Below are 14,713 nucleotides of genomic sequence, written 5' to 3'. Positions count from 1 at the left end.
ATGTCGGCCTCGTAGCGTCCAGGGCATGCCCTCCTACGATGTCAGCCTGGTGGTGACGGTCCGCGATCAAGCGCCCCTCTTGCGCGACGCCCTGACCTCGCTCACGCGGCAGTTCGAGGATCCGTCCCGCCTGCAGGTCCTCCTGGTCGACGACGGCTCCGTGGACGATCCCGCCGCGGTCGCCGCCGAGTACGCCCCCGCCCTCCCCGGCCTCACCGTGCTGCGGCACGAGCAGCCCCGTGGCCTCTCGGAGGCGCGCAACACCGGACTCGCGGCAGCGCAGGGCCGCACCCTGGGCTTCATGGACGGCGACGACTGGTTCGCCCCCGGGCACCTCGCCTCGCTCCTGCACAGCCTTGACACGCTCGGCGTCGACTTCGTCCGCACCGACCTGATCGAGGAGCATGCGGGGACCCGGAAGCCGCGCCGCGCCCCCCACGGCCTGCGCTCGGTGCCCCTGGTCCCCCGCGACACCATCCTTCCCGCCACCCGCACCACCCTGATCGACTACCCGTACGCGTGGGCGGGCCTCTTCCACCGCCGGGTGCACGAGGAGCTTGACCTCGTGCGCTTCCGCGACGGCCTGCACACCGCGGAGGATCGCCCCTGGATCTGGCGGCTCTTCCTCGGCACCTCCTCGCTCGCCGTCGTCGACTCCCCCGGCATCCTGTACCGGCGCGGCGGCGGCGGCACCCTGACCCAGATCCTCGACGAGCGGCAGCTGCAGTTCACGCGCGCCTTTGCCCTGGCCATCGAGGCCGTCGCCGCGGATTTCGAGGCCGAGCGCTTCCTGCCCAAGGTCGCCCGTCAGCTCCTCGGGGTCAGCGCTCACCAGCTCGAGCGCTCCCGCGCCATGACCCCCGAGCTGCGCCGCCGCATGCGCCAGAGCATCGGCGAGACCTCGGCCCTCCTGCCCGCCGAGGTCCTCCGCGAGGCCTTCGACGAGGTCGACGCGCGCCGCGCCAGGGTCCTGCGCCCGTGGCTCGCCCTCCAGGGCAAGGCGGTGTCGTCATGATCCACGTCTTCGAGGCCTCCACCCTGTATCAAGTCGCCTCACTGAGCTCCATGCTCCGTTCGGGGAGCATCGACACCCACGGCGAGCGTCGCGTGCTCCTGCTCGTCGATTCGGCCCGCCAGCCGGAGCTCGTGCCGTCGCTGCGCGAGGCCGCCGGCTTCGAGGCCCTCGCCGCCGACTTCGACGACGTCGTGGACTTCGGCGCGGCCCTGTGGCCGCTGCGCCCGCACCAGTTCGCCCCGCGCCGGCTGGAGCAACCGCTGTTTCAGACGCTCCTGCGGGCGGCGTGGGGCCTGGGCGAGGAAGACGTGACGCTCTACCTGGAGTCGTTGCAGGTCAACCCGGCCCGCGCCCTCGCCGCCGTCTTCGCGTCCTCCCCGCTCGTGGTGCATGCCGACGGGCTCATGAGCTACGGCCCCACGCGCAATCGCCTCGCGCCGGAGATCCTCGAGCGGGTGCGCACGCTCGTCTATCTCGACCTCGTACCTGGCCTCTCGCCGGCCCTGCTTGCCGAGGCCTCGCCGCGCCTCGTCGCGGCGCCCCTCGAACCCTTCGCCCGGCTCATCGACGCCTGGGCCGGCGCGCTCGCCCCGAGCCCCGCGCTGCAGGGCGTCATCGACGCGGCCGAGCCCACGGTGCTCGTCGTCGGCCAGTACCTGAGCGACCTCGGCCTGCTGACACCCGAGCACGAGGCCGAGCACTCTCGCCTCTTGCTGGAGGCGGCGCTCGAGTTCGGCGCGCGCAGGATCGTGTTCAAGCCGCATCCGGCCGCCTCGGCCTCGTCGATCGGTTCCTTCCACTCCGCGGCGCGCAGCGCCGGTGTTCAGGTGAGCTTCATCCACGACGCCGTGCCGGCGGAGGTGGTGGCCTCCTGGCTCGCCCCCGTGGGGGTCGTGTCCTTCTTCTCCACGACGCTGGCCACGCTACGGGCCCTCGGCTCCGTGCCGGTGCGCGCCGTGGGCACGGGGCCCCTCCTGCACGCGCTCGCCCCCTTCGAGAACTCCAATCGTGTCCCCCTGGTGCTCTCCGATGCCCTCTACGGCGACGGAGCGGACGCCGGGCTCGCCGAGGATCCTGCCCGGCTGCAGGCCCTCATCGACTCGATCGCCTACGCGATGCGCTCGGAGCAGCTGCCCGAGCTGCGTTCGACGGCGCTGCGCTTCCTGGCCGCCGAGCCCGGGCTGAGGGATCGCTACGTCAAACAGCGCCGCTTGCGGGCCCTCGGCCTGCCCCACCGTTCGCCGTCCTCCCCCGGCCGTGCCCATCGCGCCGTGCACGGCATCATCAAGAACGAGGAGATCGCCAACAAGGTCCTCAGCGTGGTGCGCGGCGCCTCCGACCCGGACGGCCTGCGTCGCGGTTCGCGCCGCGCCGCCGCCGCCGTGGGCTCCCGCCTCGTGACCTGGTCCAAGCGAGCCTGAGATGCGCCTCCTGCTGCACGCCGCGAGCCCCTCGGGGCTGCTGACCCTGCTCGCCGCCACGGCGGCCGGGGTGCTTCCGGCGTCCAGCGACCGGGTCATCGTCTTCGACTCGCGCACCGCGGCGGGGCGTGGGGTGGGCGAGGCCATCGCTGCCGGCCTGCGCCTGCCCGCCTCGGACACGTGCCTGGACCTGGGCCCCCGCGCGGATGCGGCCGCCGTCGTCCGCTCCCTCGCCCCGTCCGTGGTGGTGCTTGACGCCGCGGCGGCGGCCTCCGCCGAGCGCCTCGCCACGACGGCGGGCAAGGCCCGCCTCGTCCTGCTCGACGACGGGGGGCGGGCTCCCAGCCCCACCCCCTCCCAGCTCTCCCGCCGCACGCTCGAGCGGATCACCGACCTCGTCTTTGCCGAGCTCATCCCGGGGCTGCGCCCCGTGCTGCTGCGCGAGCGCGGGGATACGCTGCGCCGGCATCCGGTGCCGCTCCCCGCGCTGCGGGAGGCGGCGGCGGCCTGGGCCGGCGCCGTGGCGGCCCCGCGCCGCATCCAGGAGTGGCGCTCCGCCGGGGAACGCACGGCGCTCGTGCTCGGCACGGAGCTGCCGGAGCTCGGGCCGCTCGCCGAGGCGGAGGCCCAGCGGCTGGCCGGCCGGCTCGTGGACGCCGCGCTCGACACCGGCCTGCGCGCGCTCGCGTTCCTCCCCGGCCCCGGCACCGGGCGCGCCGACGCCCTGCGGCTGGCGGAGGCCGCCGCCGAGGACGGGCTCGCCTGCGCCGTCCTGCCCACCGATCTGCCGGCCGCGGTGGCGCACCTGCTCGTGGCTCCAGCGCTCACCCTGTCCGTGGACGAGCCCTGGCTCCTGGCCCTGCGCGCCCACGGCGGCGAGCGCGTTCAATCGGTCGCGACGGGTCGGCTCCTGCCGCGCCTGGCCTCGCTGTGCGACGCGCGGCGGCCCCGGCTGGCCCTGACCGACGCCGTGCTGCGCCGCGGCGTTCCCCTCCCCGAGGAGCAAGAGGACGGCGCTGGCGACACCCTGCAGCAGCTCCTCGACGCCGTCGCGTTTGCCGTGGCCCCGGAACGGTTGTCCGCTCTGCGCCCCTCCGCGACCCGCACCCTGTTGCACTCGCCCGCCCTGCGCAGCGCCTATGTGCCCACCCGGCTCGCGAAGTCGCTGCACCTCGACGAGGCCGACGCCGCCGCGACGCCGAGCCCGCGGACCCCGCCGGGCTCCGGTCCCCAGGGCACACCCCGAGCCGGTTCCCCGACGTCGCAGGCGACCCCGCCGGCCGGTCGCCGCGGCGGCCCGAGCCGCCGGGGCACCCGCGGCGCGGCGCAGGATGACGCCGCGCCCCGGAGCATCCCCCTCCCCGCTCACTCCACGCCGCGCGGCGTGGTCGGCGCCGCCTCCGGCCTGGCCGTGGGGGCGGCCTCCGGCCTGCGCCGCTGGTGGCAGCGAGGCAGCAACGCATGAGCCAGCTTCCCGCGCCGCGCCGCGCCCACCCCGCCGCGCCCCGCGCCGTCGCCCGCCCCCGTCACGGGCGCGCCACCTTCTGGGTGGAGTCACCGCTCCAGCTGCTCAGCGCCATCGAGGCGCACACGGCCGGCCTCACGGGCGACGCGACGGCAGTGAACCTGCGCCCCGGCGTCGCCGGCCTCGAATCGACGCGAACCACGCTGGAGCGGGCGCTGCCCGCGGGCGTCGTGCTGCGCGAGGGGATCGGCGGGCTCGGCGCGGCCTGGGGCTCGCACCACCACCGCTGGGGCGTGGGCGATCTGCACTCCGGGCAGGTCCAGCGCGCCCTCCTGGCGCCGCTCGGCGAGCGCGAGCTCGTCATCATCGACGACGGCCTCGCGACCTTGGCCCTGCTGGAACAGCTCGCCTCGGAGAAGCCGGTGCCGCTCGTGCGCCAGAGCGCGCCGGGCGGCAGTCAGCGCCGGGCGCTCGGCCTGGCCATGTGGCACCTCACGCGGGCGCGCGCCGCGGCGGGCAAGGTGCTCGTCGTGACCGCCATGCCGCTGCCACAGGCGCTCCGGAGGCGCCTGGCCGACGTGGGCGTGGCCGTGGAGGGGCACCGTTTCGAGTGGCTGCGCGCCCAGCCCGTGGAGGAGACCTTCTCCGAGCCCACCATGGTGGTGGGCTCGGCCCTCGCCGCCGACGGCCTCATCCGCGAGGAGCCGTACCTGCGCTGGGTCGAGTCACTCACCGAGGAGGGGCCGCTCTCCTATTTCCCGCACCGCCGCGAGCGCGGGGACGCCCTCGCGCGGCTCGCCGCGCACCCGCGCATCACGGTGCGCCCCAATACCGTCCCGGTGGAGATGCGCCTGCGCGGCCTCTTCCCGGGGCAGCGCGTGCAGGCCCTGCCCTCCACCGCCATCCCGTCGCTGCGGCTCTTGCTCGGTGGCCGGGACGTGCGCGTGCACGGCAGCCGGGTTCCGGACGCTTGGTGGACCGCCGCGGCGTCCCCCGAGCTGCGGGCCCACCTGCAGTCCTCCGTCCTGTCCCCGTCCCCAAGGAGCGCCGAGTGAGCGGCACCATCCTGGCCATCGCCGACTCCGACTCGTACCTGAAGTACGCCGTCCACTTCCTGGAGCACCTGCCCCAGTGGCGGCGCCAGGTGATGGTGGTGCGCTCCCCCGTGCAGCCCACCAGCGTGCAGACGCGCGCCGCCCTCGAGGGCACCTTCCTGCAGGGTCGGACCCCGGCCGTCCTCCCGCTCAAGCGGCTCGCCGCCAACGCGAACCCGGCGCCCGACGTCGTGCTGGTCGCCGCCACCGGGCCCGTGGCCCGCGAGGTGCTCCTGCAGTGGAGCGGCTCGCCGCGCCGCCCGGCGCTCGTGACGGCGCTGCCGGGCATCGCCCTGCCCGCCACGCGCCTCGCGCTCACCTTCCGCGAGCTCAGCGACCTCTTCTTGGTGCATTCCCTCGCCGAAGGCGAGGAATTCGCGCGGCTCGGCGGCCTGCCGGCCGCGCCGCTCGTCCTGCCCGTGGGCGGGCTCACGGGCGTGGGGCCGGTGCCCGACGACGCCCCGGACGCCGCGGGTGCCGAGGGTCCGGACCCGGAACGGCCGGCCGACGACGGCCCCGATCCGGCCGACGCTCCGCTGCCCGAGGAGGAGAAGTCCTCCCCCGCCGTGCCGGCCGCCGCCGAGGATCTCGTGCCACCGGCCATGGCCCTGGCCCGGCTCCCCATGCTTCATCACCACGCCCCTCCCGCCACCAACGAGGCACCCGTGACGCGGCTCGTGTTCGCTGCCCAGGCCAAGATGCCCTTCGAGCGGGAGGAGCGTCGCCGCGTGCTGCTGGAGCTCGCGGCGTGCGCGCGCGAGCGGCCCGGGGTGGACGCCGTTCTCAAGCTGCGGGCGCGCCGGGGGGAGCCGCAGACGCACCGCGAGGCGTTCCCCTATGACGCCCTCTGGGACGAGCTGATCGCCGAGGGGCTCGTCCGCGGCAACGAGCTCTCGTGGGAGGCCGGGCCGCTCGCACCGCTCCTGACCCCGGGCACCGCCCTCGTGACGGTGTCCTCGACCGCAGCCATCGAGGCCATCGATCGCGGGCTCCCCGTGGCCATCCTGAGCGATTTCGGCGTCTCGGAGCGGCTCCTGAACTCGCTCTTCACCGGCTCGGGCCTGCTCACCACCCTCGCCGAGGTGCGCGCCCTACGCCTGCCGACGCTGGAGCCCGGCTGGGCCCAACGCAACTACTTCCACACCCCCTCCGCCGACGGCCGGGCCTGGCCGGACGCCGGGGCCGCGCTGGCCGAGCTCGCCGAGCGCGCGCGCCGCGGGGAGCTGAGCCAAGATCCCGCCATCATCGCGCGGGCGCGCTCCCGGGCCTGGCGGGCCCGCCTGCGCACGCGCCTGCCCCAGCCGGTCCTGCGGGCCTCGCAGTTGCTGCGACAGGTGACCGGCTAGGGAGGGCCCCGGCCGCGTGGGGCGTCCGTCACGTCGGCTCACAGGCTCCCTGGACTAGACTGGATTCCAACTGTGCGCGCGCCTGCCTTGACCATGACGGTCCAAGCACGGCGCGCGTCGAGCGAATCAAGACATTCCAAGGAGACGATTTCGTGTCGGATCATCCTCTCCGGGTCGCCATCGTCGGCGTGGGCAACTGCGCGTCCTCGCTGGTGCAGGGCGTCGAGTACTACCGCGACGCCGACCCGAATACCACCGTTCCCGGACTGATGCACGTCCAGTTCGGCGACTACCACGTGAACGACGTCCAGTTCGTTGCCGCGTTCGATGTGGACGCCAAGAAGGTGGGCCTTGACCTCTCCGAGGCCATCAACGCCTCCGAGAACAACACCATCAAGCTGGCCGACGTGCCCACCACGGGCGTCACCGTGCAGCGCGGCGTGACCCTGGATGGCCTGGGCAAGTACTACCGCCAGACCATCGAGGAGTCCACCGAGGCCCCGGTCGATGTGGTGCGGGCCCTCAAGGACGCCAAGGTCGACGTCCTGGTCTCCTACCTCCCGGTCGGTTCCGAGGAGGCGGACAAGTTCTACGCCCAGTGCGCCATCGACGCGCACGTCGCGTTCGTGAACGCCCTCCCCGTCTTCATCGCCGGCACCAAGGAGTGGGCCGACAAGTTCACCGAGGCCGGCGTGCCGATCGTGGGCGATGACATCAAGTCGCAGATCGGTGCCACCATCACGCACCGCGTCATGGCGAAGCTGTTCGAGGATCGCGGCGTCACGCTGGATCGCACGTACCAGCTCAACGTCGGCGGCAACATGGACTTCAAGAACATGCTCGAGCGCGAGCGCCTGGAGTCCAAGAAGATCTCCAAGACGCAGGCCGTCACGTCCAACACCTCGGCCGAGCTGGCCGAGGACGACGTCCACATCGGTCCCTCGGACTACGTGGCGTGGCTGGACGATCGCAAGTGGGCCTTCGTGCGCCTCGAGGGCCGCAACTTCGGCGACGCCCCCGTCTCGCTCGAGTACAAGCTGGAGGTCTGGGACTCCCCGAACTCCGCCGGCGTCATCATCGACGCGGTGCGCGCCGCCAAGATCGCCCTGGATCGCGGCATCGGCGGCCCCATCCTCTCGGCGAGCTCGTACTTCATGAAGTCCCCGCCGGAGCAGTACAACGACGACATCGCGAAGGAGAAGGTCGAGGCCTTCATCCGCGGCGAGATCGAGCGCTGATCACGCGCCGGGGCTGACCCCGGACGCGCGAAGGCCGCGCAGGCTTCATGGCCTGCGCGGCCTTTGCGTTTCTCGGAAACTGCCGACGGGCGTCCGTCAGCGGAACGAGCGAGCGGTCCATAGCTGCGTCTCCATTTCAAGGCGCAGCCTCTCGGCGCGCTCGGTGCCGGGAACCTCGGGGGCTGGATGCCACGGGGTGCCGGTCTTGAACCGGCTGCGGGCATTCTGGCGGTGCTTCATCGCGTTTCACCTCCCTTCTTGGGCAGGCGGACGAGCGCATCTTGCGGCTGCCTGAGCACGGCGGGGCCGGCAAAGATCAGCTCGGTGCGGTGAGCGCTGGGGGTGGGTGCGGTGAGAGTGGTGCTGCGGGCCATGACCGATGAATCCTGTCGATGAGGCTGAAAGTGTGGGAATTCATCCCGCCTCGGATCCGGTCGCTACCGGTGGTGCGCCTGCGGCGCGCGATCAGAAGCTGCTGATCAGAGCGAACCCAGGACCGAGGTGGGGGAGGTGACGGTGGCAATCCCGGCGCGATCGCGCACGGACGGATTGAATCCACGAAGAGCTCCGGCATAGAAGCCGATCTGGATATTCATCATCTGGTCCCACCTCCTTATGGCTGGGTTCGGGCCGCAAGCGACCTTGTCGGGGTCTACGGCGAAGTTGTGTAGTTGGCCTGCGACCGCGTTTCCCATTGGGAACTCCCGATCACGAGTTAAACGGTAACAGCAAACCCGCCCCAGGCAAAAGCCGGGGGCGGGTTTTTCTTGCATGACTTTGTGGTGAACGCCGCGGTCACCGCCGCGGCGGCGCCGTTTAGGCCTCGGCGCTCTCGGGCTGCTGGGCCCACCACTCGCGCAGCTCGGCGAGCGCCTGCTCCTCGCTCGCCGGACCGCGATCGAGGCGGCGCTCCAGCAGGAAGGAATAGGCGCGGCCCACGAGCGGGCCGGGCTTGATGCCGAGGGCCGCCATGATGGCGCCGCCGTCCAGATCGGGACGGATCGCGTCCAGTTCCTCCTGCGCGGCGAGCTCCTCGACGCGGGCCTCGAGGTCGTCGTAGGCGAACTCGAGGCGCTCGGCCTTGCGGCGATTGCGCGTGGTCACATCGGAGCGCGTGAGCAGGTGCAGGCGGTGCAGCAGCGGGCCGGCGTCGGTGACGTAGCGGCGCACGGCCGAGTCCGACCAGCCGGCGTCTGCGTAGCCGTAGAAGCGCATGTGCAGCTCCACGAGGCGGGCCACGGCCTTCACGGTGTCGTTGTCGAAGCGCAGGGCCTTCAGGCGCTTGCGGGCCAGCTTGGCGCCCACCACGTCGTGATGGCGGAAGGACACGGCTCCGCCGCTCTCGAAGCGGCGCGTGTCCGGCTTGCCGATGTCGTGCATGAGCGCGGCGAGGCGCAGGACCAGATCGGGGCCGGGCACCGGATCCTCGGGGCCGCCCTCGCGCTCGGCCGCCTGGCGCAGCACGGTCAGGGAGTGCTCGTAGACGTCCTTGTGGCGGTGATGCTCGTCCTTCTCCAGGCGCAGCGCCGCCACCTCGGGGATGACCAGATCCGCCAGGCCCGTCGAGACCATGACGTCGATGCCGCGATCGGGATGCGCGCCGAGGAGCAGCTTGGAGAGTTCGTCGCGCACGCGCTCCGCCGAGACGATCTCCAGGCGCGAGGCCATGGACTCCATCGCGGCGAGCTCGGGGGCCGCCACCTCGAAGCCGAGCTGGGAGACGAAGCGGGCGCCGCGCATCATGCGCAGGGGATCGTCGGAGAAGGAGATCTCGGGGCCCGACGGCGTGCGCAGCAACCCCAGCGCCAGGTCGCCCCGGCCGTCGAAGGGGTCCACGAGCTCGCCGCCCGGCAGGCGGATCGCCATGGAGTTCACGGTGAAGTCGCGGCGCGCGAGGTCGTCCTCGAGGCGCGTGCCGAAGCGGACGTGCGGCTTGCGGGAATCCTCGTCGTAGACGTCGGCGCGGTAGGTCGTGATCTCGATCTGATCGTCGCCGCGGCGCATGGCGATGGTGCCGAACTCGCGCCCCACGTCCCACGTGGCCTCGGCCCAGCCCTCGATCGTGTCGAGGATCTGATCGGGGTTCGCATTCGACGTGAAGTCGAGGTCGGGCGCCTCCCGGCCCAGGAAGAGATCGCGCACGGGGCCGCCCACGAGGCTCAGCTCGTATCCGCGCTGCGCGAAACGCTCCCCCAGCTCGATCGCCACGGCGGGCAGGGCTGCGGGCAGGGACGAGTTCGCTGCGGGTGCGGGATTCACCCGCCTATCCTCCCAGATTCGGGCCGCCCGCGGCGGCCCGAGGTGACACACGCCGCGCCGCGGCGGGCGATCGAGCCCGAGGCACCCAGGCGGAGGGCGCATCGTCGTCGTGCGCTTCAGCCTCCCTCCCCCCGCACGCCCACCCACTAGAGTGAAGGGCATGAGTCACCCCGTCCCCGACCCGCGCAAGCGGACGCCGCTGACCGCGGCGCTCGCGTGGGAGAGGTCACGGGCCACGCGCTCCGTGCACCGGGCGGCGCAAGCCGCGGCCGGCATCCCCACGCTGGAGGAGGTCTCGGCCGGCGGCATCGTCATCGACCCCCACTCCCCGCACGTCTCCGTGGCGATCATCGCCCGGTACAACCGCGGCGGCCGGCTCGAGTGGTGCCTGCCCAAGGGCCACCCCGAGGGGAACGAGACCCACCGCGAGGCGGCGGTGCGCGAGGTCGAGGAGGAGACCGGGATTTCCGGTCAGATCGTCGCGACCCTTGGCTCCATCGACTATTGGTTCACCGTGCCGCAGTATCGCGTGCACAAGACCGTGCACCACTACCTGCTCATCGCCACCGGCGGCGAGCTGACCACGGAGAAGGACCCGGACCACGAGGCCGTCGACGTCGCGTGGGTGCCCCTGCGCGATCTGCCGCGCCGCCTGTCCTTCCCCAACGAACGCAGAATCGCTGACCTGGCCCGGGAGGTCATCCAATCGCATGGCCTCTGAACCACTCGCCGAACGCGCAGCAGCAAGCGCGGCGCCGGTGAAGCGCAATCGGGCCGTGGCACTCATGGCCTCCGGCACGCTCGTTTCACGCGTGCTCGGCTTTGTCCGCACCTTCCTGCTGGCCATCGCGATCGGCTCCGTCTCCTCGGTGGCGGATGCCTTCGAGAAGGCCAACACGGTCCCCACCATCATCTTCATGCTGCTCGCGGGCGGCATCTTCAATGTGGTGCTGGTCCCCCAGCTGATCAAGGCCTCCAAGGCAGCGGATCGGGGCGGTTCCTACACGTCCAAGCTCATCACCCTCACGGTGGTGGTCATGGGCATCATCACGGCGCTGCTCACCCTGGCCTCGCCGTGGATCCTGCGGGCGCTCTCCTCCGGGTGGAGCACCGAGCTGCTGCACATCGGCACGATCTTCACCTACTGGTGCATGCCGCAGGTCTTCTTCTACGGGCTCTACGCCGTGCTGGGGCAGGTCCTGAATGCCCACGGACGCTTCGGCGCCTACATGTGGGCGCCCGTCGCGAACAACGTGCTGCAGCTGATCCTGCTCGGCGCGTTCATCCTGATCTTCCAGGGCTACCACGGCGCCCCCGCCACGCAGCTGCGCGATTGGAGCACAGCGCAGACCGTGCTGCTCGCGGGCGGGGCCACCCTCGGCATCGCCGTGCAGGCGCTCGTGCTCATCTGGCCCCTGCGCAAGCTGGGCCTGCGCCTGCGCGCCGACTTCTCCTGGCGCGGCATCGGCCTCAAGCACGTGGGCAAGATGGCCGCCTGGACGCTCGCCGCCATGATCATCGGCAACCTGACCAACCTCTACTTCGGCAAGCTCGTCTCCGCCGCGACCGAGGCCCGCAAGAGCATGGGCGCGGCAGGCGCCTCGGTGCCCGGCGAGGCGGCCCTGAACATCTCGCAGCTCATCACCGTGTTGCCGCACTCGATCTTCGCGCTGTCCCTGGCCACGGTGCTCTTCAACGAGCTCTCCCACGCCTTCACCGACCGGCGCCAGCACGAGGTCGGTGCCATGCTGAACAAGGGCCTGCGCACCACGGCGGTGCCCATCATGTTCTTCACGGTGGGCTTCATCGTCCTGGCCGGCCCCCTCGGCCGGCTCTTCGGCGGCACCGCCGCCGCCACGGCCAACGACGCCGGCGCGGCGATCGGCATCCTCATCGCCCTCACGGCACTCGGACTGCCGGCCAAGTCCTACACCTTCTTCCTGCAGCGCACCTTCTACGCGCAGGAGGACACCCGCACGCCCATGCTCATCCAGAGCGGCTACGCCGTCCTGGGCCTGGCCCTGGCCACCGCCGCCTCCTTCCTGGTGCCCGCCACGCAGATCGCGTACGCGCTGGCCATCATCTACGCCGTCACCAACGTGGCGCAGGCGCTCCTGGCCCACTGGGCCGTGAAGCGCCGTCTCGGCGGCTACGGGGCCGTGAGCGTCATGGACGCGTACATCCGCATCGGCGTCATGGCCGCCTTCTCCGGCGCCGCGGGCGCCGTGGTCCTGTGGTTCATGGGCGGCTTCGACTTCGGTTTCGCGTGGAACGGCTATGGTCCGGCGATCCTCTCGATCGTCGCGACGGGCCTGACCATGGGCGTCATCTACCTCTTCCTGCTGCGCTTCGCCCACGTCTCCGAGCTCGAGGACTTCATGGGCCCGCTCGCCCGGCGCCTGCCGGGCGGCCCCCGCCGCCGCTGATCCGGGGCTGCCGGGTCGGGGTCGCCCGACCGGCGCTGGGGGTGCCGTCACCTGGGTGCCCGGAAGGGCACCCAGGGCGCGTCGCGCCCGCCAACGCACGACGACGCCGTCGGGCCGTCGGAGGTGCCGGTTCACCCCCGGCCGCCCCGCCTCAGCGAGCTTCCCCGCCGGCTCCGCGCCGGCGGGCTTTGGGTGCTGGTGGACCGCCGCATGACGCCGCGAGCGCTGCGCGAACGGCCGGCCCGCCCCTGGCGTACCCGGCCACAACGTGGCCCTGCTCGCAACGCGACCCGGGGAACCGCGTCCTTGAAGGGGTGGCCGGTAGCATGGACAGATCGGGGGCGACCCCGTCCAGCATTCCCCCCTCAAGGAGACGCACGTGTCCGCAGAGATCACCGTCGGGTCCACGCTTGGTGGCCGTTACCTCGTCACCGCCGAGGTCGTCGCCACGGCCGAGGGCGACATGGTCTTCGACGGCACCGACCAGGTCCTCAACCGCCCGGTGTCGTTGCTCGTCGCCGCGCCGGCCAACGCCACGCGCATGGCCGTGAGCGCCCGCGAGATCGCCATGGGAACGCGCCCCTCCGAGGTGCAGGTGCTCGACCTCGGCCTCAACGCCGATTCGACGTACCTGATCGCCAATCTCTGCGATCCGACCTCGCTGCTTGACCTCGTCATCGAGGCCGACGCTCCGTACATCGAGCCCTTCCAGACCGACACCCTCGGCCAGGAGATCTTCGGCGAGCCGCGCAGCCTGGAGCCGCAGGTGTACGAGGACGACGCCGAGTACTACCAGGAGCTGGCCGCCGAGCAGCAGCGTCGCCCGCTCCTGGGGCGCCTCTTCGGCAAGCGCTCCGACGAGCCCTTCGACGTCGACGCCGCGCCGGCCACCGCGCCCACGCCGCTCGTCGACCCCTCGAGCCCCGAGGCCGCCGGCCCGGCCGGGTACGCCGCCGTGGCGGACGCGGGCAACGCCGCACCGCCGACCGGCCCCTTCGCCGCCGCGCCGCAGTCGGCAGCCGAGGCCGCCCAGGCCTCCACGCGGGCCCGTGAGGCGGCCCAGGACGCCGCGCCCGCCCGGACGGAGCCCGTCACCGAACTGACCGCGCCGGTGCCGCAGGACGACTCCACCCGGCCGTCCGCGATCGTCCCTCCCGTCACTCCCCTGCCGCCCGTCGGCGCCCCCGTGCCGCCGCCGGTCACCCCGGCCGCGGCTCCCGGATCCCAGCTCGCGAGCGACGAGCAGGCCGCTCGGGCCGCGGCCGAGCGCGGTTCCGAGGCCCGCGCCGCGTCGCGCTTCCCGCGCGAGGCCGCCGCCGGTGCTGCGGCCGCCGCTGCCGCGCAGGCGTCCCGGGCCTCGGCGCAAGCCGGCCCCGGCGCGACCGGGGTCGCCGACGGCGCCACGGACGGCGCGCGCGTGGCCGCCGCGGCCGACGACGTCTTGGCCCGCGTCCCCGCCTCCGCCGGATCCGGGCAGCGCGAGGACGCCGATTCCCATCGCTGGACCCGCCTGCTCGTCGGCCTCGTGCTCGTCGCCGTGTTGATCGGCGGCGTGGTGGTGGCCGTCAAGGCCCTCGGCGGTGGTGGCGCTCAGCCCACCGCCGGTCCGAGCAGCTCGGCCACCTCCGCGGCCCCCTCCACGAGCGGCAGCGGCGACGCCAGCAGCGAGGCCCCGGCGGCCCCGAAGCCGAAGGTGGCCTCCGCCGAGCTCGTGGCCCCGGCCGAGTCGCAGTGGTCGAATCTCTTCGACGCCGGGCGCACCTCGCCGAGCAACGCCGCAGACGGCCAGTCGTCCACGCGCTTCTCCACGTACTCCTACAAGACCCCGACCTTCGGCAACTTCTTCAAGGAGTTCACGTTGATGGTCAAACTCGAGAAGGCGACCGACGTCTCCTCCGTGACCATGAGCGGCCTCGGCGGCACCGGAGGCGAGGTCCAGGTGTCGGTGGGTGACACGCCGTCGGCCTCCGCCGCCAAGGACGTGTTCTCCGGCTCCTTCTCCGGCGCCACGCTCGAGGCTCCCACCGTGAACGGCGGCCAGCCGGTCAAGGGGCAGTACGTCTTCATCACCGTCTCGGAGCTGCCGCGCCTGGCCTCCCCGAGCTCGGCCGATCGCCCCTACGGCTTCCAGGTCTCCGAGATCAAGGTCTCCTGACCGGCCCGGTGAGCAGGGGCGCGTGGGAATAGCGCCGCGCACCGGACCGTTACGACACACAGAGAAGATGCGCCCCGCTCGGGGCGGATTGAACAAGCGAGGAAGGCAGGCTCACGTGGCCGCTCAGAACACCGACGCCGTGCGCGACGTCATTATCGTTGGTTCCGGCCCCGCCGGGTACACGGCCGCGATCTACACGGCGCGCGCCAACCTGTCCCCGCTGGTCATCGCCGGCTCCGTTGAGGCCGGCGGCGAGCTCATGAAGACCACCGAGGTGGAGAACTTCCCGGGCTT

The 14,713-nt window shown here is 72.6% G+C and carries 12 protein-coding genes; 10 read left to right on the top strand and 2 right to left on the bottom strand.

All coding sequences use genetic code 11. From position 1 onward, the window contains the following. Window positions 1-25: 25 nt before the first annotated feature. The 6 genes from DWB68_RS13955 (at window position 26) to DWB68_RS13930 (ending at window position 7,579) form a co-directional block, all read left to right on the top strand. A complete protein-coding gene (locus tag DWB68_RS13955) occupies window positions 26-1,015 on the top strand; it encodes a glycosyltransferase family 2 protein (RefSeq protein ID WP_119425732.1) in 990 nt (329 codons plus the stop codon). Beyond that, complete coding sequence (locus DWB68_RS13950; RefSeq protein WP_119425731.1) at window positions 1,012-2,436, top strand: polysialyltransferase family glycosyltransferase; 1,425 nt, start codon at window positions 1,012-1,014, stop codon at window positions 2,434-2,436. The genes DWB68_RS13955 and DWB68_RS13950 overlap by 4 nt, the downstream gene beginning before the upstream one ends. Window position 2,437: 1 nt before the next feature. Further along, window positions 2,438-3,901, top strand: coding sequence for a hypothetical protein (locus DWB68_RS13945; protein WP_119425730.1), 1,464 nt, complete (start codon window positions 2,438-2,440; stop codon window positions 3,899-3,901). Then, a complete protein-coding gene (locus DWB68_RS13940) occupies window positions 3,898-4,956 on the top strand; it encodes a hypothetical protein (RefSeq protein WP_119425729.1) in 1,059 nt (352 codons plus the stop codon). Before DWB68_RS13945 ends, DWB68_RS13940 begins: the two co-directional genes overlap by 4 nt. Then, complete coding sequence (locus tag DWB68_RS13935; protein ID WP_119425728.1) at window positions 4,953-6,341, top strand: DUF6716 putative glycosyltransferase; 1,389 nt, start codon at window positions 4,953-4,955, stop codon at window positions 6,339-6,341. The genes DWB68_RS13940 and DWB68_RS13935 overlap by 4 nt, the downstream gene beginning before the upstream one ends. A 152-nt stretch (window positions 6,342-6,493) precedes the next feature. Further along, the gene (locus DWB68_RS13930) at window positions 6,494-7,579 is read left to right on the top strand and encodes an inositol-3-phosphate synthase (protein WP_119425727.1); all 1,086 of its coding nucleotides are present in this window, start codon (window positions 6,494-6,496) and stop codon (window positions 7,577-7,579) included. A gap of 96 nt (window positions 7,580-7,675) precedes the next feature. On the opposite strand, the gene DWB68_RS16325 is transcribed toward DWB68_RS13930, so the two are convergent. Together DWB68_RS16325 and DWB68_RS13925 are read right to left on the bottom strand one after the other, a co-directional pair. Continuing rightward, the gene (locus tag DWB68_RS16325) at window positions 7,676-7,819 is read right to left on the bottom strand and encodes a hypothetical protein (protein ID WP_158588324.1); all 144 of its coding nucleotides are present in this window, start codon (window positions 7,817-7,819) and stop codon (window positions 7,676-7,678) included. Between the two features lie 576 nt (window positions 7,820-8,395). Then, window positions 8,396-9,838, bottom strand: a complete 1,443-nt coding sequence (locus DWB68_RS13925) for a CCA tRNA nucleotidyltransferase (RefSeq protein WP_233548840.1) — start codon at window positions 9,836-9,838, stop codon at window positions 8,396-8,398. A 160-nt stretch (window positions 9,839-9,998) separates the two neighbouring features. Here DWB68_RS13925 and DWB68_RS13920 point away from each other — a divergent pair, with 160 nt between their 5' ends. The 4 genes from DWB68_RS13920 to DWB68_RS13905 all read left to right on the top strand — a co-directional run. Continuing rightward, a complete protein-coding gene (locus DWB68_RS13920) occupies window positions 9,999-10,559 on the top strand; it encodes an NUDIX hydrolase (RefSeq protein ID WP_119425725.1) in 561 nt (186 codons plus the stop codon). Then, window positions 10,549-12,264: a murein biosynthesis integral membrane protein MurJ gene (gene murJ, locus DWB68_RS13915; protein ID WP_233548838.1), complete on the top strand. Its 1,716-nt coding sequence runs from the start codon at window positions 10,549-10,551 to the stop codon at window positions 12,262-12,264. Before DWB68_RS13920 ends, murJ begins: the two co-directional genes overlap by 11 nt. 379 nt (window positions 12,265-12,643) lie before the next feature. Further along, complete coding sequence (locus DWB68_RS13910) at window positions 12,644-14,419, top strand: hypothetical protein (protein WP_119425723.1); 1,776 nt, start codon at window positions 12,644-12,646, stop codon at window positions 14,417-14,419. Window positions 14,420-14,486: 67 nt separating this feature from the next. Continuing rightward, window positions 14,487-14,713: FAD-dependent oxidoreductase (locus DWB68_RS13905; protein WP_119425751.1), on the top strand; the 227-nt coding region annotated here is incomplete at its 3' end.

The sequence above is a fragment of the Galactobacter valiniphilus genome (genome assembly GCF_003575975.1).
In the GTDB taxonomy this organism is placed as follows: domain Bacteria; phylum Actinomycetota; class Actinomycetes; order Actinomycetales; family Micrococcaceae; genus Galactobacter; species Galactobacter valiniphilus.
This window is presented reverse-complemented; position numbering and strand designations above follow the sequence as displayed.